This is a genomic window from Marinoscillum sp. 108 (assembly GCF_902506655.1).
In the GTDB taxonomy this organism is placed as follows: domain Bacteria; phylum Bacteroidota; class Bacteroidia; order Cytophagales; family Cyclobacteriaceae; genus Marinoscillum; species Marinoscillum luteum.
Window position 1 is genome coordinate 2,774,665 of the sequence record NZ_LR734808.1, and the last position, 18,448, is coordinate 2,793,112.

Here is an 18,448-nt window from a genome sequence, read left to right on the forward strand (position 1 = left end):
TGATGATATGAAAAGGATATATATATTATTTCTGATAAGCTTACTCACCATCTCTGCTTGTGCAGACCTGGACATACCACCGCCAAACGTGGTGGGTGATGAAACGCTCTTGACCAGCGAATCCGGAATGAAGGTTTATCTGGCGCGCATGTATAGCCGAATGCCTTTTGAGGACTTCAAATACATGCCCCAGTGGGGCTTTGAGTACAACGGATGGCTTAATGCCCTGGGAATAGCCGGCACCGGCGAAGCATTGAATCGAGATGGGATTTGTGCGGCCTTTACCGGTGAACGTACACCCTACTGGGGTCAGGCATTTACATTGCTGAGAGATGCGAATTACCTGATTGAAACTTTGCCGGAGTATCAGAGCTCATTTCCAAGTGTTACTTACAATCACTATTTGGGAGAGGCATATTTTGCCAGAGCGATGGTGTTTGCTGCTATGGCTAGACGCTTCGGGGGTGTTCCGCTGGTAACAAAGCTGATCGAATATCCTGCAGATGCTGCAGAAGCGGATATACCACGGGCCACAGAAGAAGAGACATGGGATCAGGTGTTGGCGGACTTTGACCAGGCCATTGACCTGCTGCAGCCCACCAGCCAGGAGCGTGGCTATGCCAACAAGTACGTGGCTTTGTCATTCAAGTCTGAGGCTATGTTGTATGCGGGGAGTGTAGCCAAATACAATGAGACCGTTCCCGGACGTCTGACAGGTTTTGGATTGAAAACAGGCGTGCGAGTGATTGGCTTTGACGAGGGCTCATGGCAGACAGCATCCATCAGATACTTTAGAGAAGCCTATGCGGCTGCACAGGAGGTGATCAACAGTGGGGCATATTCACTCTATATGAACAAATGGGTAGAAGGTGATCCTGAAGCTCAATATCAGAATATGGTCGATATGTTTAGTGACCTCTCGAGCTCCGAAAATATCTATGTAAAGGAATATGTCTACCCGACAGTAACTCATGGATACGATGCTTATAGTGCTCCATTTATCTTTAAGGCACCACTGGCATCAGGGGTTTGTCCTACCGCTGATTTTGTGGAATTGTTTGATGGTTTTGATCGGTATCCGAATGGTACCCTCAAGGTAACCACAGGCAATTCCAACACGGAAGGGGACTACCTGATGTATGATTCACCAATGGATTTTTTCAGCAATGCTGAGCCACGTCTGCGCGCCTATGTGATCTTCCCGGGGGATGTATTCAAGGGTAAGGAAATAGAAATCAGAGCTGGAGTATATACGGGATCAGAGCCTGTAGAGCCCCTTTTCAACGACTACTCATTTGCGGCAGCCGAGACTCGCTACCAGCAGCTGAGTGAGTACACCCAGTCACCAAAGTCGTTGTTTCTTAGCTCCAGAGAAGGAAATGGCCAGGAAACCGTGAATTATAATGGAGCTGAAATGACCGCCGCAGGCGCCAACGGGCCATTCTATGACAATGGTGAAGGGTGTCTTACAGGGCTTTACGGACGTAAATGGCTGAATGATGACCCTTCGTTTGATGCGGGCGAGGGCAGGTCAGATCAGCACTTTATCCTTATGCGATATGCAGAGGTATTGCTCAATGCCGCCGAAGCGGCTGTAGAACTGTCTCTTACCGGAGAGGTCGCACCTGATGGGTCAGATCTGATGCTTACAGCTACTTCTGCTGTGAACCAAATCCGAAGACGGGCAGGAGCCACTTTGCTGGCAGGCAATATTACTCCGGACATTACAGGTCGTAACATCGTGCGCAGGGAGCGACGAAAAGAGCTGGCCCTGGAGCACAAGACCAAATGGGATGTGCGCAGATGGCGGGTACAGCACTACGAAGGCAGAGATGGATTTTGGGGCGAAACCCGAGATGCGGATCAATTCAGTAATAACTCTCGCTATCGCTTCCGGGGGCTTTATCCCTTCTTTTCTACAGAGAGCGGTCAGTACTTTTTTGATGCGAGGTTTCAGTGGGTAAGTCTGAAAACCTTCGAGTACAATGTGGTGGACTACTATTTCGCCATTCCTGGCAATGAAGTGGCCAAAAGCTCGATGATTGACCAACAACCAAACAGATAAGGAAATGAGCTTAAATAAGAATATTCAGAAAATGATAAGAATCCCGAATTATGCTGCTATGCTTTTGCTGATTTCACTCAGTGCCTGCAGCTTGTTTGAGTTGGATAACTATGACGCACCCGCCGAAACCCTAAAGGGTGAGGTGGTAGATGTAGCCACTGGAGAGCCAGTGCTCACCGATCAGGGTAGCGAGGGAATCAGGGTACGTCTGACTGAGCTCAGCTGGGGAGATAATGTAGCTCCAAACCCGGACTTCTTCTGTATGCCCGACGGCACTTTTCAGAATACAAGGCTCTTCAAAGGTACCTACAACATTCAGGTGGATGGCCCATTCATTCCCTTGCTAAGGGAAGATGATCGAGGTGTTCCTCTTGCCAACGAAACCCAGACAATGGAAATTGAAGGGGTAACGAAAGCAAGGTTTGAGGTGCAGCCTTTCCTCAAAGTGGAGTGGGTAGGTTCACCTACAGTGGTCAACGGCAAGGTAAGGGCGCAGGTCAAGGTGACCAGAGGTGTTTCCGAGGAGGATTTCCAATCCAAAATTGAACCTATGGGTGGTTACAGTGATAGTTTCTTCAATGTGACTGATGTTCAGCTTTTTGTGAGCTATTCATCTTCTGTTGGCTACCGAGCCAGGGACACTCGCTGGTCCAATGCGATCGAATACTCCGGGGCTTCATTTGACGGTCTGGTAGGAGAGACTATAACCATCGAGTCCACAGGCACCATACCTTCCGGCAGGGCGGTGTTTGTACGGGCAGCAGCTCGTATCAACTACGATACACCCAGAGGAAGTGGAATCCGAAGATGGAACTACAATGAGGCCACACAGGTCTTGATTCCTTAGGATATCCAAAGGCTTAATACCCTCTCGGTATGATGGTATTAAGCCTTTCAATTTTAATGCAGATCCTCCCTTTTTGGCGTCTTAGATAGCTCAGGTTATCTGCCAAATGACAAATGGAATTAGCCGTTTGTGTGAGGGTGGTTTGCTCTTTTTCTAAATGAAGATTGTTAAGATAAATGCGAATAACCACAGTGATAAACCTTTTCCTGATCATCGTTTTACTCTCTTGTAGCGATGCCCAGGACCAACGGGCGGAAGATCGTCCTAAAGAAAAGACCGTTTTTCAAACCTCAAATCCGTGGAAGCCTGTGATCGATGTGCGGGCGGATGTGGCCATTGTGTACAGTGTAAAGGATCACCATGAGAACGGTGGGATGACTTTTGAAGAGCGTGTTCAGTCCTGGAGGGACAGGGGCTACACTACTCACTTTATGTCGGGGATAGCATGGGGTGAATATCAGGATTATTTCACAGGTAAGTGGGATGGCAAGTGGCACCTGGATGAGGGGCAGGTCACCCAGCAGGGAGATACGATCTGGCATGGTCACATGGTACCATACATAGTCCCTTCCACCAACTTCATCCAGTACATGAAGGAGGCGGTCATCAAACGGGTGATAGATGCTGGCATAGATGCGATATACCTGGAGGAGCCGGAGTTTTGGTCACGATCAGGCTATAGCGAAGCATTTAAGCGGGAATGGAAAGAATACTATGGGTTTGACTGGAGACCCCAACACGAGTCTGCCGAAAATACATACCTCTCGAATAAGCTCAAGTATCACCTTTACTACAGGGCTTTGAATGAGTGCTTCACTTATGCCAAGGCGTATGGTAAAAGCAAGGGTATGGATGTTCGTTGCTATGTGCCCACACACTCCCTTGTCAATTATTCTCAATGGATGATTGTAAGTCCTGAGGCCAGTCTGGCTTCATTGCCGTGTGTAGACGGGTACATTGCTCAGGTATGGACGGGTACGTCCCGCGAGCCCAATTATTTCAAGGGAGAAAGGAAAGAACGGGTTTTTGAAACGGCTTTTCTGGAGTACGGATCCATGGAGTCCATGACCGCCCCTACCGGCAGAAAGTTATTCTTTTTAACCGATCCAATAGAGGATTGGCCGAGGGATTGGGCGGATTACAAAAAGAACTACCAGGCTACATTCACCGCTCAACTTCTCTACCCGATGATCGCCAATTATGAGGTGATGCCATGGCCCAACAGGATTTATCAGGGCCTCTACAGGACCAGCGCTGATAGTGATGAAAAAGAGCGAATTCCGCGATTTTATTCTACGCAAATGCAGGTCATGATCAATGCCCTGAACCACATGCCATTATCAGAGAATAAAGTGAGCGGCTCTCAGGGCATTGGCATTTTGATGGCCAACTCTTTGATGTTTCAGCGATTTCCTACACACGCGGGCTACGAAGATCCGCAACTCTCTAATTTTTACGGTCAGGCATTACCCTTACTGAAGAGGGGCGTACCTGTGAAGACCGTGCACATCGAAAATGTTTCTTTTCCGGAAACACTGAAGGACATCAGGGTATTGATCATGTCCTACTCCAACATGAAGCCAATGGAAGAGACCGCTCATGGGTACCTGGCTGAGTGGGTAAAAGCTGGCGGCACTTTGGTGTATAGCGCCAGAGATGAGGATGTCTTTCAGCGGGTGCAGGACTGGTGGAATACCGGGGAGAATGATTTCAAAGCGCCCTCAGATCACCTGTTTGAGAACCTCGGGCTGGACGTGCCTTTGGAGGCAGGGGAATATCAGTATGGCGAGGGGCTGGTTCGGGTATTGCGCAATGACCCCAAGGAGTTTGTGCTGGAAGCCGGGAGTGATGATGACTTTGTGAGTGCCATAGATGCACTCTACCGAAAGACCACCGGTGAGGGGTTAGCATTTAAAAACAATTTCGCGCTTACCCGCGGACCTTATGAGATTATTTCGGTAGTGGATGAAAATGCCGATGTGACTCCTTATACCCTTGAGGGGATGCTGATCGATTTGTTTGATCCGGAAATCCCCGTGTTGACTACCAAGGTGATCAACCCGGGAGAGCAGGCCTTACTCTTCAATATCGATAGAGTGGAGAATCGTGATATACCCCAGGTGATAGCCACGGCTGCCAGAGTTTACGATGAGGAAATAGCGGAGCACTCCTATGCATTTCTGGTGAAAAGCCCATTGAATACCACCAATGTGATGAGAATTCTACTCCCGAAAAAAGTGGCGGATATCAAGGTTATCGATCATTTTGGAGAGGCCATGAAAGTGGAGTCCTCATGGGATGAGGTAAGCAAGACGTGCTTCCTGAGGTTTGATAATAATCCTGAAGGGGTACATGTGAGTGTGAAGTGGTGAGTGACACCGATTAGACAAATTGAAAATAAAGAGTAATTAAGAACTTAAGTGAATCATAATGAGAATGAAAATTTGGATTATCAGAGCGTTTTTTCTATGCAGTTTGGTACTGGAAGGGAATGCACAGATCAATGATCCGGTAAGCTATGTGAGTACAATGGTGGGAACGCAATCCAAGCATTCTTTATCCACTGGTAATACCTATCCGATTATTGCCAGGCCATGGGGTATGAATTTCTGGACACCACAAACCGGGAAAATGGGTGATGGCTGGCAGTATGTATACACAGAAGATAAGATACGTGGATTCAAGCAGACACATCAGCCAAGCCCCTGGATCAACGATTATGGTCAGTTTGCGATCATGCCGGTGACCAATAAGTTGGTTTTCAATCAGGATGACCGTGCGAGTTGGTTTTCACACAAGGCAGAAACAGCCCATCCTTATTACTACAAGGTTTATTTGGCTGAGCATGATGTGGTTACTGAAATAGCGCCAACATCGCGGGCATCTGTCTTTCGTTTTACGTTTCCCGAAACGGATCAATCCTATGTCGTGGTTGATGCCTTTGACAATGGATCGTCCATTAAGATCCACCCTGAGAGAAACATGATCACGGGCTATAACACCAAGAATACCGGAGGAGTACCGGCTAACTTCAAAAACTACTTTGTAATGGTGTTTGATAAGCCCTTTGAGTACCAGGCAGCCGTGGAAAGCAACAAGATCAGGGAGGGAACCACTCAATGGACCGGTGACCATGCCGGAGCGGTGATTGGCTTTAAAACCACCCGGGGTGAGGTAGTCCATGCACGGGTTGCATCATCATTTGTTAGTCCGGAGCAGGCCTTGCTTAATCTGAAAGAGGTGGAGGATAAGTCTTTTGACCAGGTAAAGCAGGAAGGCAAAGCCGAATGGAACGACATCCTTGGCCGAATAGAAATTACGGATACCAACATTGATAACATCAGGACTTTCTACTCATGTCTGTATCGTTCGGTATTGTTTCCAAGAACCCTGTCAGAGATCAATGCAAAGGGTGAGGTGATCCATTACAGCCCATTCAATGGCAAAGTGGTAGCTGGCGAGATGTTTACCGATACCGGGTTTTGGGACACCTTCAGAGCCCTGTTTCCATTTCTCAATCTGGTGTATCCTTCCATGAATGCCAAAATGCAGGAAGGTCTGGTAAATACCTATCACGAAAGCGGCTTCTTGCCAGAGTGGGCCAGCCCGGGACATAGGGATTGTATGGTAGGCAACAACTCCGCTTCTGTGGTGGCGGATGCCTACTTGAAAGGACTGACAGATCATGACATAGAGGCACTGTGGCAGGCCGTGGTGAGTGGTGCCAACTCCAGACATCCACAGATAGGATCCACAGGAAGATGGGGTTACGACTATTATAACAAACTGGGCTATGTGCCCTACAATGTTGGGATCAGGGAAAATGTGGCCAGAACACTTGAGTACGCTTATGACGACTGGTGTATCTATCAGCTAGGTAAGACATTGGGTAAACCAAAGTCAGAGATAAATGTGTTCGCTAAGCGGGCCATGAACTACAAAAACGTATTTGATCCTGAGCACAAGCTAATGAGAGGCAAAAATGAGGATGGGACTTTCCAGGCACCCTTCAATCCACTGAAATGGGGAGATGCCTTCACAGAGGGCAACAGTTGGCATTATACATGGTCAGTTTTTCATGACCCACAGGGACTGATCGATCTCATGGGGGGCTATGATTCCTTCAATGGCATGATGGATTCAGTGTTCAATTTGTCCCCGGTTTTTGATGAGAGCTACTATGGCGCAGTGATCCATGAGATCAGAGAAATGCAGATCATGAACATGGGTAACTATGCGCATGGCAATCAGCCGATTCAGCACATGATCTATCTCTATAACTACTCCGGGCAGCCCTGGAAAGCTCAAGCCAGAGTACGCGAGGTAATGAGCAACCTTTACAGTGCTGCGCCTGATGGATACTGTGGCGATGAAGACAATGGGCAGACCTCTGCATGGTATGTTTTTTCGGCACTCGGATTCTACCCGGTATGCCCCGGATCAGATCAGTATGTGATAGGGTCACCACTGTTTGATCGTGCAGTGATATATCTGGAAAATGGCAAAAAGATTGAAATAAGTGCTCAAGGCAATGGTGAAGACAAAGTGTACATTAATGAACTCACTTTGAATGGCGCTACTTCCAGTCAAAATTATCTGACCCATGAGGACCTGCTGAAGGGAGCCAAAATCAATTTTGAGATGAGTGAGAATCCCAATAAAAGCCGAGGCACAAAGAAAAAAGATTTTCCTTATTCATTTTCAAACGACAGGTAAATCTAAGTTTAAGATTGAATGAAACACGTAGTACTTCTTCATATGGTTATTTCCCCGGGTATTCTGAAAGCGAGTACCCGGGAATTAACTGCGGCTACCTCGTGCATTCCGTTTTACAACTTTGACGCACTCCGTGACCAGTTAGATCACCACTATTAAAACACTATTGATAAAATATCGACCAAAAGCTAAAATTATGTCCAGTACATTTTTAAACCGTTTATTAGTATTTGCAATCACAGGCCTTGTTCTGACTGCTTGTTCAAAGCCGGTGGAGCCACCAAAAGAGGAGGCGGGCCTGGAATTCAGAGCACCTGCTTATCCTTTGATCACTATTGACCCATACACCAGTGCCTGGTCTACTTCAGATCAGCTTTTTGACAGTCCGGTCAAACACTGGACAGGAAAAAACCACTCCCTGATCGGTGCAGTGCGTGTAGATGGCAAGACCTATCGCTTCCTCGGCAAAGAGGAGATTCCTTTGCAGCCTGTGCTCACCAATGCCAAATATGAGGCATGGGATGGCACCTATGTGAACGAGGCACCTGCGGCTGGGTGGGAGCAGCCGGAGTTTAATGATGCTTCGTGGAAGTCTGGAAAGGGTGGTTTTGGAACCCCAAATACCTACCATGTAAAAACCGACTGGTCCACCAGAGAAATCTGGGTCCGTAGGGAATTCACACTATCGGATTTAGGTTCCGGGAAGCTATACCTCAACTATTCACACGACGATGATTTTGAACTATACATCAACGGTAAGGAGGTGGTGAACACTGGCAACCGTGCGAAGCAAAACATCACAATAGCGCTGGATAAGAGTCTGTTGAATGTCAATGGCAAAAACGTGATTGCTGCTCATTGTTTGGACAGAGGAGGCCTGGCTTATGTTGACTTTGGAATCTTCAAAGACAGTGAGAGGAAGCCGGTTTTCGGTCAGGTAGCTCAGCAGACGGGTGTGAAAATGACTGCCACACAAACTAAATATAGTTTCACTTGCGGGCCAGTTGACCTTTTGGTTGAGTTTGTGTCTCCTTTGGTGATCGATAATCTGGATTTGCTTTCCCGACCGGTTAACTACATCAACTATCAGGTGGTGGCCAATGATGGCCAGTCTCACGATGTGAAAGTATACCTGGAGGCTACTCCGGAGTGGGCAGTGAATGAACTGAACCAGGAAGTGACCATCAATTCGGGCAAGGTGGGGAACGTAAACTTCCTGAAAACCGGAACAACAGAGCAATCAGTGCTGGGTAAGAAGGGTGATGATGTACGTATCGATTGGGGGCATTTTTATCTCGCGTCAGAGCAATCAGCCAGTAAAACATTTGCATTTGGTGATTTTTCAGAAGTGAAAAAAATCTTCTCCGAAACAGGAGAAATTCAGCCTTCAGGTTCAGAGACCAAAGCAGTCTTGGCGCAATCAATGCCTGTATTGGCTTTCACCGATGATTTGGAATCGGTATCCTCCAGCCCCGTGAGTGGCTATGTGATGCTTGCCTATGACGACATTGAATCCATCCAGTACTTTGGTGACAACCTGAAAGCGTGGTGGACAAAAGATGGTCAGGTGAGTTTCAATCAGGCGTTGACCTCAGCGGCTACAGGTCACGATCAAACGATGACTACCTGCGATGAATTGGATGCTAAAATTTATCAGGATGCCAGGCAGGCGGGTGGTGAAAACTATGCCAGGCTATGTGTGCTCTCTTACCGTCAGTCCATTGCGGCTCACAAGCTGGTAAAAGATACTAAAGGTGAAATTTTGTTTCTTTCCAAAGAGAATTTCAGCAATGGATCTATTGGTACGGTGGATGTGACATACCCATCTGCGCCATTGTTCCTGGCATACAACCCTGAATTGCTCAAGGGAATGTTGAATCCTATTTTCTATTACTCCGAAAGCGGCAGGTGGACTAAGCCCTTTGCAGCGCATGATGTGGGGACATATCCGCAGGCAAACGGCCAGACTTATGGTGGTGATATGCCAGTGGAAGAAAGTGGCAACATGCTCATTTTGGCTACAGCCATTGCCAATGCTGAAGGGGATGCAAAGTACGCGGAGCAGCATTGGGATGTATTGACCACCTGGGCTAATTACCTGCTGGAGAATGGGCTTGATCCGGAAAATCAGCTATGTACGGATGACTTTGCAGGACACTTTGCGCACAATGTCAACCTTTCGGTAAAAGCGATTATGGGCATAGCGGGTTATGGAAAACTGGCCGAAATGCTGGGGAAGGAAGAGATTGCCGAAAAGTATACGGCTCAGGCCAGGCAGATGGCCCAGGAGTGGATCAAAATGGCTGACGATGGGGATCATTTCAAATTGACTTTTGACAAGGAAGGAACCTGGAGCCAGAAGTATAATTTGGTTTGGGACAAATTGCTCAATCTGGGCATTTTCCCCGCTGAAGTAGCTCAGAAAGAGGTTGCCTATTACTTAACCAAGCAAAATGAGTACGGCTTGCCGCTAGACAATAGGAGAACCTATACCAAGGCTGACTGGGTGATTTGGACTGCCACTCTAGCCAATGATCAGGTGACTTTCCAAAAGTTCATCGATCCGGTGTATGATTATGTGACCGAAACGCCAGATCGTGTGCCAATGAGTGACTGGTACGAGACACCTAATGCTCATCAGGTGGGCTTCCAGGCCCGGTCTGTAGTAGGCGGTACATTCATCAAAGTGCTGGACAAATAATTCGGTTAGTCATTCTAGAATCCAAATACATGAGTAATAGAAGAGATTTTATAAAGACGGGCACCATAGCCATGTCTGGATTGGCCATGGTGCCTCCTAACAGCTTGTTTGGGATGTTTCAGGCTAAGGAATGGACGACCAACCGACCCCCTTTGGCAGAAAGAAACTTTACTTCTAAGATGGTGGATAGGACCATTTCGGAGACCAAAAAGAAGATCAAAGACCCTAAGCTGGCCTGGTTGTTTGAAAACTGTTTTCCCAACACACTGGATACCACAGTGGAGTATGCCGAGAAAGATGGAAAGCCGGATACGTTTGTCATCACCGGAGATATCCACGCCATGTGGTTGCGGGATTCCACGGCACAGGTTTGGCCCTATCTCTCGCTGGCCAGGAAAGACAAGCACCTGCAGAATTTGCTGAGGGGTGTTATTCATCGCCAGACACAGTGTGTGTTGCTGGATCCATATGCCAATGCTTTCAACAAAACGACGGAAGACGAAGTGCACTGGATGAGCGATGATACGGATATGAAAGCAGGTCTTCATGAGCGCAAGTGGGAAATTGACTCGCTGGCCTACACCGTTCGTCTGGCTTATCATTACTGGAAAGTGACTGGTGATGATTCTGCTTTCGATGGGGATTGGCAGCAAGCGGCAAAACTGATCGTGAAGACATTTAAAGAGCAGCAGCGAAAAGCGGGTGTCGGGCCGTACAGATTCCTTCGTAAAAGCGAACGGCAGTTGGATACCCTCTCCAATGAAGGTTTAGGACGTCCTTTGAAGCCTGTTGGATTGATTAATTCGTCATTCAGACCGTCAGATGATGCCACTACTTATGGCTTTCTCATTCCTTCCAACTTGTTTGCGGTGGTGTCTTTGCGACAAATCGCCGAGATCAATGACCACATCAAGGGGGCTGCATCCTTCGCTCAGGAGTGTAGAGCTTTGGCTGATGAAGTGGAAGGAGCCATTAAAGAATATGGGGTGGTCAATCATCCCAAATATGGGAAAGTATATGCTTTTGAAGTAGACGGGTTTGGCAATCACACTTTTATGGATGATGCCAATGTACCTAGTTTGCTGGCACTGCCGTATTTGGGGTTGATAGAAAAAGATGATGCCATTTATCAGAATACAAGGAAACTGATCTGGAGCACGGATAATCCTTATTTCTTTAAAGGAACTGCCGCTGAGGGGATCGGTGGACCACATGTGGGCTATGATATGATCTGGCCTATGAGTATCATCATGCGCGCCCTTACCAGTGCAGAGGATGATGAGATCAGGTGGTGCCTGAGGACCCTTCGTGATACCGATGCGGATACCGGATTTATGCATGAGACCTTTCATAAGGACAACCCAGAGAAATTTACCCGATCATGGTTTGCCTGGGCCAATACCCTCTTTGGGGAGTTGGTGCTCAAGCTTGTGACTCAGGGTAGAGAAGACTTACTGTTGGTTTGATTGTTAGGTAGGTTTGAGCTGTCGGGTCACTTCTGCTGATCTGGCAGCTCTTTAAACCCTTTAATGCTGAGTGCACGATCGCACATTTTTCATACTCAACTAATAGATCAGAAAATCCGTGCTTCACTGGCCGGAAATATCAATCAACTATGATAGAAAGGAAGTCACGTATAGTGATGGGAATGGATGTAGGCGGATCACATGTGACAGCCGCTTTGGTGGACCTGGATGACCATGTTTTCCTTCCGGATTCACAGTGCAGATTGGACCTGGATTCCCAACGCCCTGCCGATTACATTTTGGAAGATTGGCAAAAGGTAATTCAGACTTGCTATCGTCAATACCCGGATTTGGAGCGGCATATTGGGATGGCCATGCCTGGGCCTTGTGATTACGACTCAGGTGTCTGTATGATCAAAGGACTGAATAAATACGGTAATCTGTATGGGTTAAACATTCCCGAGGCCCTGTCGCAGACTTTGGACATACCGGATGAAAATGTTGTAATGACCAATGATGCGGCTTGTTTTCTCCAGGGGGAAATGGCTATGGGAGCAGCCCGGGATAGCCAAAGCTCCATCGGTGTGATACTTGGCACCGGCTGTGGTACTGCCAGGCTGCAAGGGGGGATAGGGTGTGATGCAGCGCTGTGGCAGTTGCCCTTCAAAAATGGGATTGCAGAAGATTATCTATCCACTCATTGGTTCAAAACCCGGTACAGGGAGTTGGGTGGAGCGGATATTGGCGGAGCTAAAGATCTGGCACTTAGTTATCAGGATGATCCCATTTCCAGAACCGTATTTGAGGAGTTTGCTCAAAATCTGGGTGATTTTTTAGGCATTTTCGTCAAAATGGAGCGTGCCGATTCTATTGTGTTGGGGGGTAATATTATGAAAGCGGGGAATTTGTTTCTCCCTGGTGTAAAGGATAGGCTTGCATCTCTTGGTGTCAATACACCCATACACCTATCCACCCTTGGCGAAGATGCACCCGTCGTAGGCGCGGCTGTGGCCTACGAAAAGAAAACTGTTAATCATTTTAACTATCAACCATGAAAGGAAAATTAATATTTGCGGCGCTCGCTGCGTCATTGTCGGGATTTTTGTTTGGATTTGATACGGTGGTCATTTCAGGGGCGAATCTTCCTATCAAAGAACTTTGGAATACTTCAGAGTGGTTTCATGGCACTTTCATCATGTCGATGGCGCTGTGGGGTACTGTGGTCGGGGCGTTACTGGCGGGGTTTCCTACTGATCGTCTGGGAAGACGCTCTACGTTGATATGGATAGGCGTGTTGTATTTTGTATCTGCCGTGGGGAGTGGTCTAGCTCCTGATCCGTATACATTTTCACTGTTCAGGTTTATTGGAGGATTAGGTGTGGGAATCTCCTCTATTGCAGCACCTACTTATATATCGGAGATCTCTTCGGCGAGCAACAGAGGCAGGCTTGGTGCGCTCTATCAGTTCAATTTGGTGCTGGGGATTCTGGTGGCTTTCATTTCCAATTACCTGCTTCAGGGAGTGGGAGGCGAAAACGACTGGCGATGGATGCTGGGGATAGAGGCGCTACCAGCGCTATTCTATACCATCATGGTGTTTGGGGTACCCAGAAGTCCTAGATGGTTGGTTTTGTATAAAAACAATACCACCGAAGCGTTCGAAATCCTGAAGGGACTGACAGGATCAGAGGAGCGTGCCCAATCTATGCTGAAGGACATAGAGGAGGATCATCAGCGTACCGCACATGATACCTCTTCGGTCTTCTCTGCCAAATATAAACGCCCACTGATTTTGGCTTTTCTGATTGCCTTCTTCAATCAGCTTTCGGGGATCAATTTCATCCTCTACTATGCTCCGGAAATATTGGTGAAAGCGGGGTTCGGAGCTTCGGATTCATTGCTGAGCTCTATTTCCATTGGAGTAATCAATTTGATATTCACTTTTGTGGGGATGTCCCTGATTGATCGGGCAGGAAGAAAACAACTGATGTACATTGGATCTGTAGGTTACATCATTAGCTTGTTTATGGTGGCTTATGGTTTTTACACAGACTCCAGTGCCATTTTCAAACTGGTATTTATCCTGACGTTTATTGCGTCTCACGCCATAGGCCAGGGTGCTGTGATCTGGATATTTATTTCTGAGATTTTCCCCAATCGCGTGCGGGCTTATGGTCAGGCCTGGGGCAGTGGAACCCATTGGGTTTTTGCAGCTTTGATTACCCTTTTCGGATCAGTTCTGATCAATTCATTTGCCCCCTGGGTCGCTTTTGTATTCTTCGGGTGCTTTATGGTCTTGCAGTTGCTTTACACACATTTTATGATGCCCGAAACGCGAGGTAAAAGTTTGGAGAAACTGGAGGAAGAGCTAGTCAATTGACCGTTATTTTAGCTAATTGCCCGGGCACTTCCCTAGAAAGAAGTGCTCGGGCGCTTCAGATTTTTTTATCAAATAGGACTTTTAACCCGCCCCTTTCTTGGGGTCAGATATCCAGAGATTTATCTGATGCACTTGCCCGCTCGCGCTGAAACTCCTTGGGGGTCATGCCAAACTCTGCTTTGAAGCACTTGGAGAAGTATGAGGCACTGGAAAATCCCACTTTGTACATGGTTTCAGAGACGTTCCCTTCATTGTTTTCCAGGAGCAGAGAGGCTTTTTTGATGCGGTATTTTTTGATAATGTCCTGAGCAGAGAGATTGGTCAGAGCCTTCAGTCTCCGATAAAGATGTGTGGAACTCATCCCTATTTCCTTGCTGATGTTTTCTACTCCAAAGTCAGGCTCACTGATGTTGGCCTCTATGAGGTCCATCACTTTTTTCAAAAACTTATTGTCCTGATTGTCTTTGGTTTCGGGCGTGTCCTGACTGACTACCAGCTCATTGCGAAAGTAGCTCGTGAGTTCCTTTTTTCTGTGGATGAGGTTGTTCACGTGTGCCTCCAGTAGTTCTATTTCGAAGGGCTTGGTGAGATACACATCTGCGCCTTTTTTGATGCCTTCCAGGCGATTGGAGGGCATACTCTTGGCAGTGAGTAAGATGATGGTGATGTGGCTCGTTTTGGGGTTTTCCTTCACTTTTTCGCATAAGGTCAGTCCATCCATCACCGGCATCATGATGTCTGAGATAATGACCTCAGGCATGAAGTTGTTGGCTTTTTGCAGTCCTTCTTCCCCATTCTGTGCCACTACAAAATTGAATTTGTGTCCCAGGCTTGTACGTATGAAATCAATGATGTCCGTGTTGTCCTCAATGATTAGCACCATGGGCTTGTCAGAGTCCAGGTCCAGATGGTATGGCTTGGCCCCTTCCTGGTGGGCATAGAGTGAGCGTGTGGCCCTCAGGTTGATCTCCTCATCCTGCACAGAATCTATGGGGAAGTGTGTCTTGCCAAGCGGAAGCTGCACGGTGAAGGTAGTACCTGCTCCCAGCGCACTTTCCACAGTGATGGTGCCGTGGTGCAGGTCTACATACTCTGCGGCCAGTGTGAGCCCTATGCCCGTGCTGGCATCCATTTTTCTCCCTGCCTTGGTTTGGTAAAACCTTTCGAATACTCGTGTTTTGTCGGCTTCTGAAATGCCCACACCCGTATCACTCACTCTGAATTCAAAAGCTCCTTCCTTAAATGGAGGTGAGTCTTCCAGTATCCTCAGCTGGAGCGTAATGGAGCCTCCCGCGTGGGTGAATTTGAAGGCGTTGGAGAGGAGGTTGAAAAGTACGGTCTCAATCTTTTCAGCATCTACCCAGACCCGGTGCTCGTCATGTGAGCTTTCGAAAGAAAAGTGGATTTGCTGTCGTTCGGCCTGGTCTGTGAAGAGCACGAACACCTCCTGGCAAAACTTGACCAGATCCACCGGGGCCACTTTGATTTGCAGGGTTTCATTTTCGAGTTTATTGAAATCGAGTATTTGATTGACCAACCGAAGCAGGCGCACAGAGTTCTTTTCCGCCAGAGCGATGAGTTTGGTGCTTTGGGTATCCAGATGACCTTTTTTTTGAATCTCATGAATGGGTGGCAAAATCAGGCTGATCGGTGTTCTCAGTTCATGAGAGATGTTGGTAAAAAACTGCTCTTTAGTTTGTTCTATTTCCTCCGCGTGCTCTTTTTCCATTCGAATGATCCTGAGTTCGTTCCTCAGATGTACCCTGCTGGAATAGAACCGCAGCGAATAGAAAATGGCCAAACTCCCCAGAATAACATACAACACAAAAAAGCCAGTGCTCAGCAGGAGTGGAGGCTTTACGGTGAGTCCCAGACTGGCCATGTGGGTACTTTCCACGCCATAGTTGTTGGAGCCTTTTACTTTGAAAGTGTACTTTCCGGCAGGGAGGTTTGAGTACACGGCAAAGTTTTTCAAGCCTGATACGTAGTTCCACTGTTCATCAAGCCCTTCCAGCTTATAGGCAAAAACATTCATCGTGGGCTGCCAGAAGTGAAGGGATGAAAACTCAAAAGTGACCGATCGCTGCTCATATTCCAGGGTAAGGGCCTGAGTAAACGCCACATCTCGTTGTAGCAGCACTTTCCCGTCTATTTGGTCATTGATGCCTACACTTCGGTTGTTGATTTCAATGGCGGTGATGTATACTTTGGGGTCAAAAAGATTGGGATGGGCTTTCCCCGGAGCAAACCGAATGTAACCATTGTCCCCACCAAATATGATTTCCCCATTTTGGGTCCTGGCGGCGCATCCATAGTAGAAGCTTTTCAGCGGTAAATCTTTGTCCAATGGGTAGTGTTCTATCTCCCCTGTGGGTGGTGAAAGCTTCTGCAGGGAGGTGTTGGTGGTGCTCCAGATATTACCTGCTTCGTCTTCAATGATGCTGCTCACGATCTCGTCACTGCCTGTCACTACCTGATGAAAAACACTCCGGTTTTCTTCAGGTATGTACTGCACCAGTCCGTTGAGTGTTCCTGCCCATAGGTGTCCTTTTTTTGAAAAATAGACACTGTAGATGGTTTGTTTTCCGGAGGCTTCACTAAATGTACTGATGTGCTCTTTGGTAAGGGAAGCGGTATCTGCACGAAAGAGTTCGTCGTATTCGATCACCCATAGGGCACCATTTCCAAATACATTCTTGGCTGATCCGGCTTCCAGGTCAGGTATGGGCCTGAAGAGTAATTCCTCAAGGGTTTGAAGGTTTCCATCAACCTTGTAAAGACCGCCTTCCCAGGCACTCACCCAGAAGGTACCATCGGCACCTTTGGTAAACTTACCAATATAGTTAGAGCTCAGTCCATTGTGCTGATTGGCGGTGATTGCATGCATTTGTTCATTCGTCTCATCCCAGATGTTGATGCCCCCGGCAGAGCCTATCCATATATGGCCGTACAAATCTTCCTCGAGTGCAAAGACATTATTCAACAGGAGCCGGTGTTTGGAATTGGTATCAAACACTTTTTTGGTGCCGCTTTCCGGATTGATGCGAATGACGCCATCCTGAGTGCCCAGCCAATAGATGCCCTTGGAATCTATGAGAATGGTTTTCACCTGATTGCCTATGAGCTGATCCTCTACTGTGTGCGAAATTTCCTGGTATTCATAGAAGCTACCGTACTGGTTGATCCGGCTGAGGCCATTGGAGGTCACCAGCCAGAGCACCCCACTTCGGTCTTCAAATATTTGCCAGATCACATTGTTGGCGATGGAGTACGGAAGCTGGGGATTGTGAAAATGTACGGTATTCGTTTCATACTCAGGGTCGAAAATATTCAGGCCAAAATCAGTGCCCAGCCAGAGGTGATTATTCTGGTCAGTAAATATGCACTTGATGACATCATTGCTGAACCGGCCCTGCCCGTTGTACCTTTCTGCCTTTCTGCTGGCTATGCTCACCTGAAAAAGACCGGTTTCTGTGCCTACCCATAGCATAGAATCCGGATGTGCTTTCTGAACCTGAATGTCCAGGATCAGGTGGTTTTTTATACCCGGTATATTTTTTTGCGGAAGAGGGATAGTGATAAACTGATCCTTACCTTTTGGGAGGATGTTGAGCTGGTCATAAGTGCCCACCCAAAGGGTCCCGTGATGATCCTCGTGGATCGTACGGACGGTATTATGACTTAGTCCATTCTGTTGGTTGTTATAGACCTGGTACTGCTGGCTGGTGGGGTCATATCGGATAAGCCCATTGCCTGTGCCTACCCAAAGCGCATTGTCTTTACCCTTGAAGAGTGCCCGGATGGCTGCAGGCTCCCCAAGGTTGATCCTGGTGATCTCAAAGGTTTTGATGTTGATTTTGCAAAGGCCACTCCAGGTGCCTACCCAAATATGTTCTCCATCTGCCAGCAAAGTGCTCAGTTCGTTTGAGGGTAGGGAATTACTGAGCTCGGTTTTTTTGAATACCCTAAACTTATAGCCATCATATCTGGCCAACCCAGATCCGGTGGCCACCCAGATGAAATCGTGCTGATCCTGTGCGATGGAAGCAATGATGTTAGAAGGAAGGCCGTCTCGCATGGAAAGGTTTGAGAAAAATGAAATGGTCTTTCCGTGCGCTTTTATTGGAAGAATTGCCAGGAGGGCAATACTTATCAGAATATGAAAGGCATATAGAAAGGGTCTACTTCGAGTCATAATCCGGTGCCGGAGTTTAGTCGTATTTTCCAAATCTCTTAATAAACAAGTCTATCGCACTTCGTTTTTGACAAAACA

Annotated in this window: 10 protein-coding genes; 9 read left to right on the forward strand and 1 reads right to left on the reverse strand. The window is 47.4% G+C overall.

The window, feature by feature from the left end:
• The first annotated feature begins 7 nt into the window (after positions 1–7).
• The 9 genes from GV030_RS11140 (at position 8) to GV030_RS11180 (ending at position 14,175) form a co-directional block, all read left to right on the forward strand.
• Positions 8–2,065: a RagB/SusD family nutrient uptake outer membrane protein gene (locus GV030_RS11140; protein WP_159582385.1), complete on the forward strand. Its 2,058-nt coding sequence runs from the start codon at positions 8–10 to the stop codon at positions 2,063–2,065.
• 4 nt (positions 2,066–2,069) lie between these two features.
• Positions 2,070–2,912 carry a DUF3823 domain-containing protein gene (locus GV030_RS11145; RefSeq protein WP_255465334.1) on the forward strand — a complete coding sequence of 281 codons (843 nt, stop codon included), beginning with the start codon at positions 2,070–2,072 and terminating at the stop codon, positions 2,910–2,912.
• Positions 2,913–3,088: 176 nt separating this feature from the next.
• Positions 3,089–5,284, forward strand: a complete 2,196-nt coding sequence (locus tag GV030_RS11150; protein WP_159582386.1) for a hypothetical protein — start codon at positions 3,089–3,091, stop codon at positions 5,282–5,284.
• 64 nt (positions 5,285–5,348) lie between these two features.
• On the forward strand, positions 5,349–7,628 hold the full coding sequence (locus GV030_RS11155) for a GH92 family glycosyl hydrolase (RefSeq protein ID WP_159582387.1): 2,280 nt from the start codon (positions 5,349–5,351) through the stop codon (positions 7,626–7,628).
• Positions 7,629–7,646: 18 nt separating this feature from the next.
• Positions 7,647–7,787, forward strand: coding sequence for a hypothetical protein (locus tag GV030_RS11160; RefSeq protein ID WP_159582388.1), 141 nt, complete (start codon positions 7,647–7,649; stop codon positions 7,785–7,787).
• A gap of 37 nt (positions 7,788–7,824) precedes the next feature.
• A complete protein-coding gene (locus GV030_RS11165) occupies positions 7,825–10,329 on the forward strand; it encodes a glutaminase domain-containing protein (protein ID WP_159582389.1) in 2,505 nt (834 codons plus the stop codon).
• Positions 10,330–10,415: 86 nt separating this feature from the next.
• Positions 10,416–11,795 (forward strand): glycoside hydrolase family 125 protein, encoded by a 1,380-nt coding sequence (locus GV030_RS11170; protein ID WP_305054992.1) that lies wholly within the window; start codon positions 10,416–10,418, stop codon positions 11,793–11,795.
• A 149-nt stretch (positions 11,796–11,944) separates the two neighbouring features.
• Positions 11,945–12,850: an ROK family protein gene (locus GV030_RS11175; RefSeq protein ID WP_159582391.1), complete on the forward strand. Its 906-nt coding sequence runs from the start codon at positions 11,945–11,947 to the stop codon at positions 12,848–12,850.
• Positions 12,847–14,175 carry a sugar porter family MFS transporter gene (locus GV030_RS11180; protein WP_159582392.1) on the forward strand — a complete coding sequence of 443 codons (1,329 nt, stop codon included), beginning with the start codon at positions 12,847–12,849 and terminating at the stop codon, positions 14,173–14,175. The genes GV030_RS11175 and GV030_RS11180 overlap by 4 nt, the downstream gene beginning before the upstream one ends.
• Before the next feature lie 103 nt (positions 14,176–14,278).
• Here GV030_RS11180 and GV030_RS11185 read toward each other — a convergent pair whose 3' ends face one another.
• The gene (locus GV030_RS11185) at positions 14,279–18,370 is read right to left on the reverse strand and encodes a hybrid sensor histidine kinase/response regulator transcription factor (RefSeq protein ID WP_159582393.1); all 4,092 of its coding nucleotides are present in this window, start codon (positions 18,368–18,370) and stop codon (positions 14,279–14,281) included.
• Positions 18,371–18,448: the final 78 nt, after the last annotated feature.

What these genes read in the sequence shown, in the direction of transcription:
- GV030_RS11180 (WP_159582392.1), top strand. Translation starts at nt 12,847, where the DNA reads ATGAAAGGAAAATTAATATTTGCGGCGCTCGCTGCGTCATTGTCGGGA.
- GV030_RS11170 (WP_305054992.1), top strand. Translation starts at nt 10,416, where the DNA reads ATGGTGCCTCCTAACAGCTTGTTTGGGATGTTTCAGGCTAAGGAATGG.
- GV030_RS11175 (WP_159582391.1), top strand. Translation starts at nt 11,945, where the DNA reads ATGATAGAAAGGAAGTCACGTATAGTGATGGGAATGGATGTAGGCGGA.
- GV030_RS11160 (WP_159582388.1), top strand. Translation starts at nt 7,647, where the DNA reads ATGAAACACGTAGTACTTCTTCATATGGTTATTTCCCCGGGTATTCTG.
- GV030_RS11140 (WP_159582385.1), top strand. Translation starts at nt 8, where the DNA reads ATGAAAAGGATATATATATTATTTCTGATAAGCTTACTCACCATCTCT.
- GV030_RS11145 (WP_255465334.1), top strand. Translation starts at nt 2,070, where the DNA reads ATGAGCTTAAATAAGAATATTCAGAAAATGATAAGAATCCCGAATTAT.
- GV030_RS11185 (WP_159582393.1), bottom strand. Translation starts at nt 18,370, where the DNA reads ATGACTCGAAGTAGACCCTTTCTATATGCCTTTCATATTCTGATAAGT.
- GV030_RS11155 (WP_159582387.1), top strand. Translation starts at nt 5,349, where the DNA reads ATGAAAATTTGGATTATCAGAGCGTTTTTTCTATGCAGTTTGGTACTG.
- GV030_RS11165 (WP_159582389.1), top strand. Translation starts at nt 7,825, where the DNA reads ATGTCCAGTACATTTTTAAACCGTTTATTAGTATTTGCAATCACAGGC.
- GV030_RS11150 (WP_159582386.1), top strand. Translation starts at nt 3,089, where the DNA reads ATGCGAATAACCACAGTGATAAACCTTTTCCTGATCATCGTTTTACTC.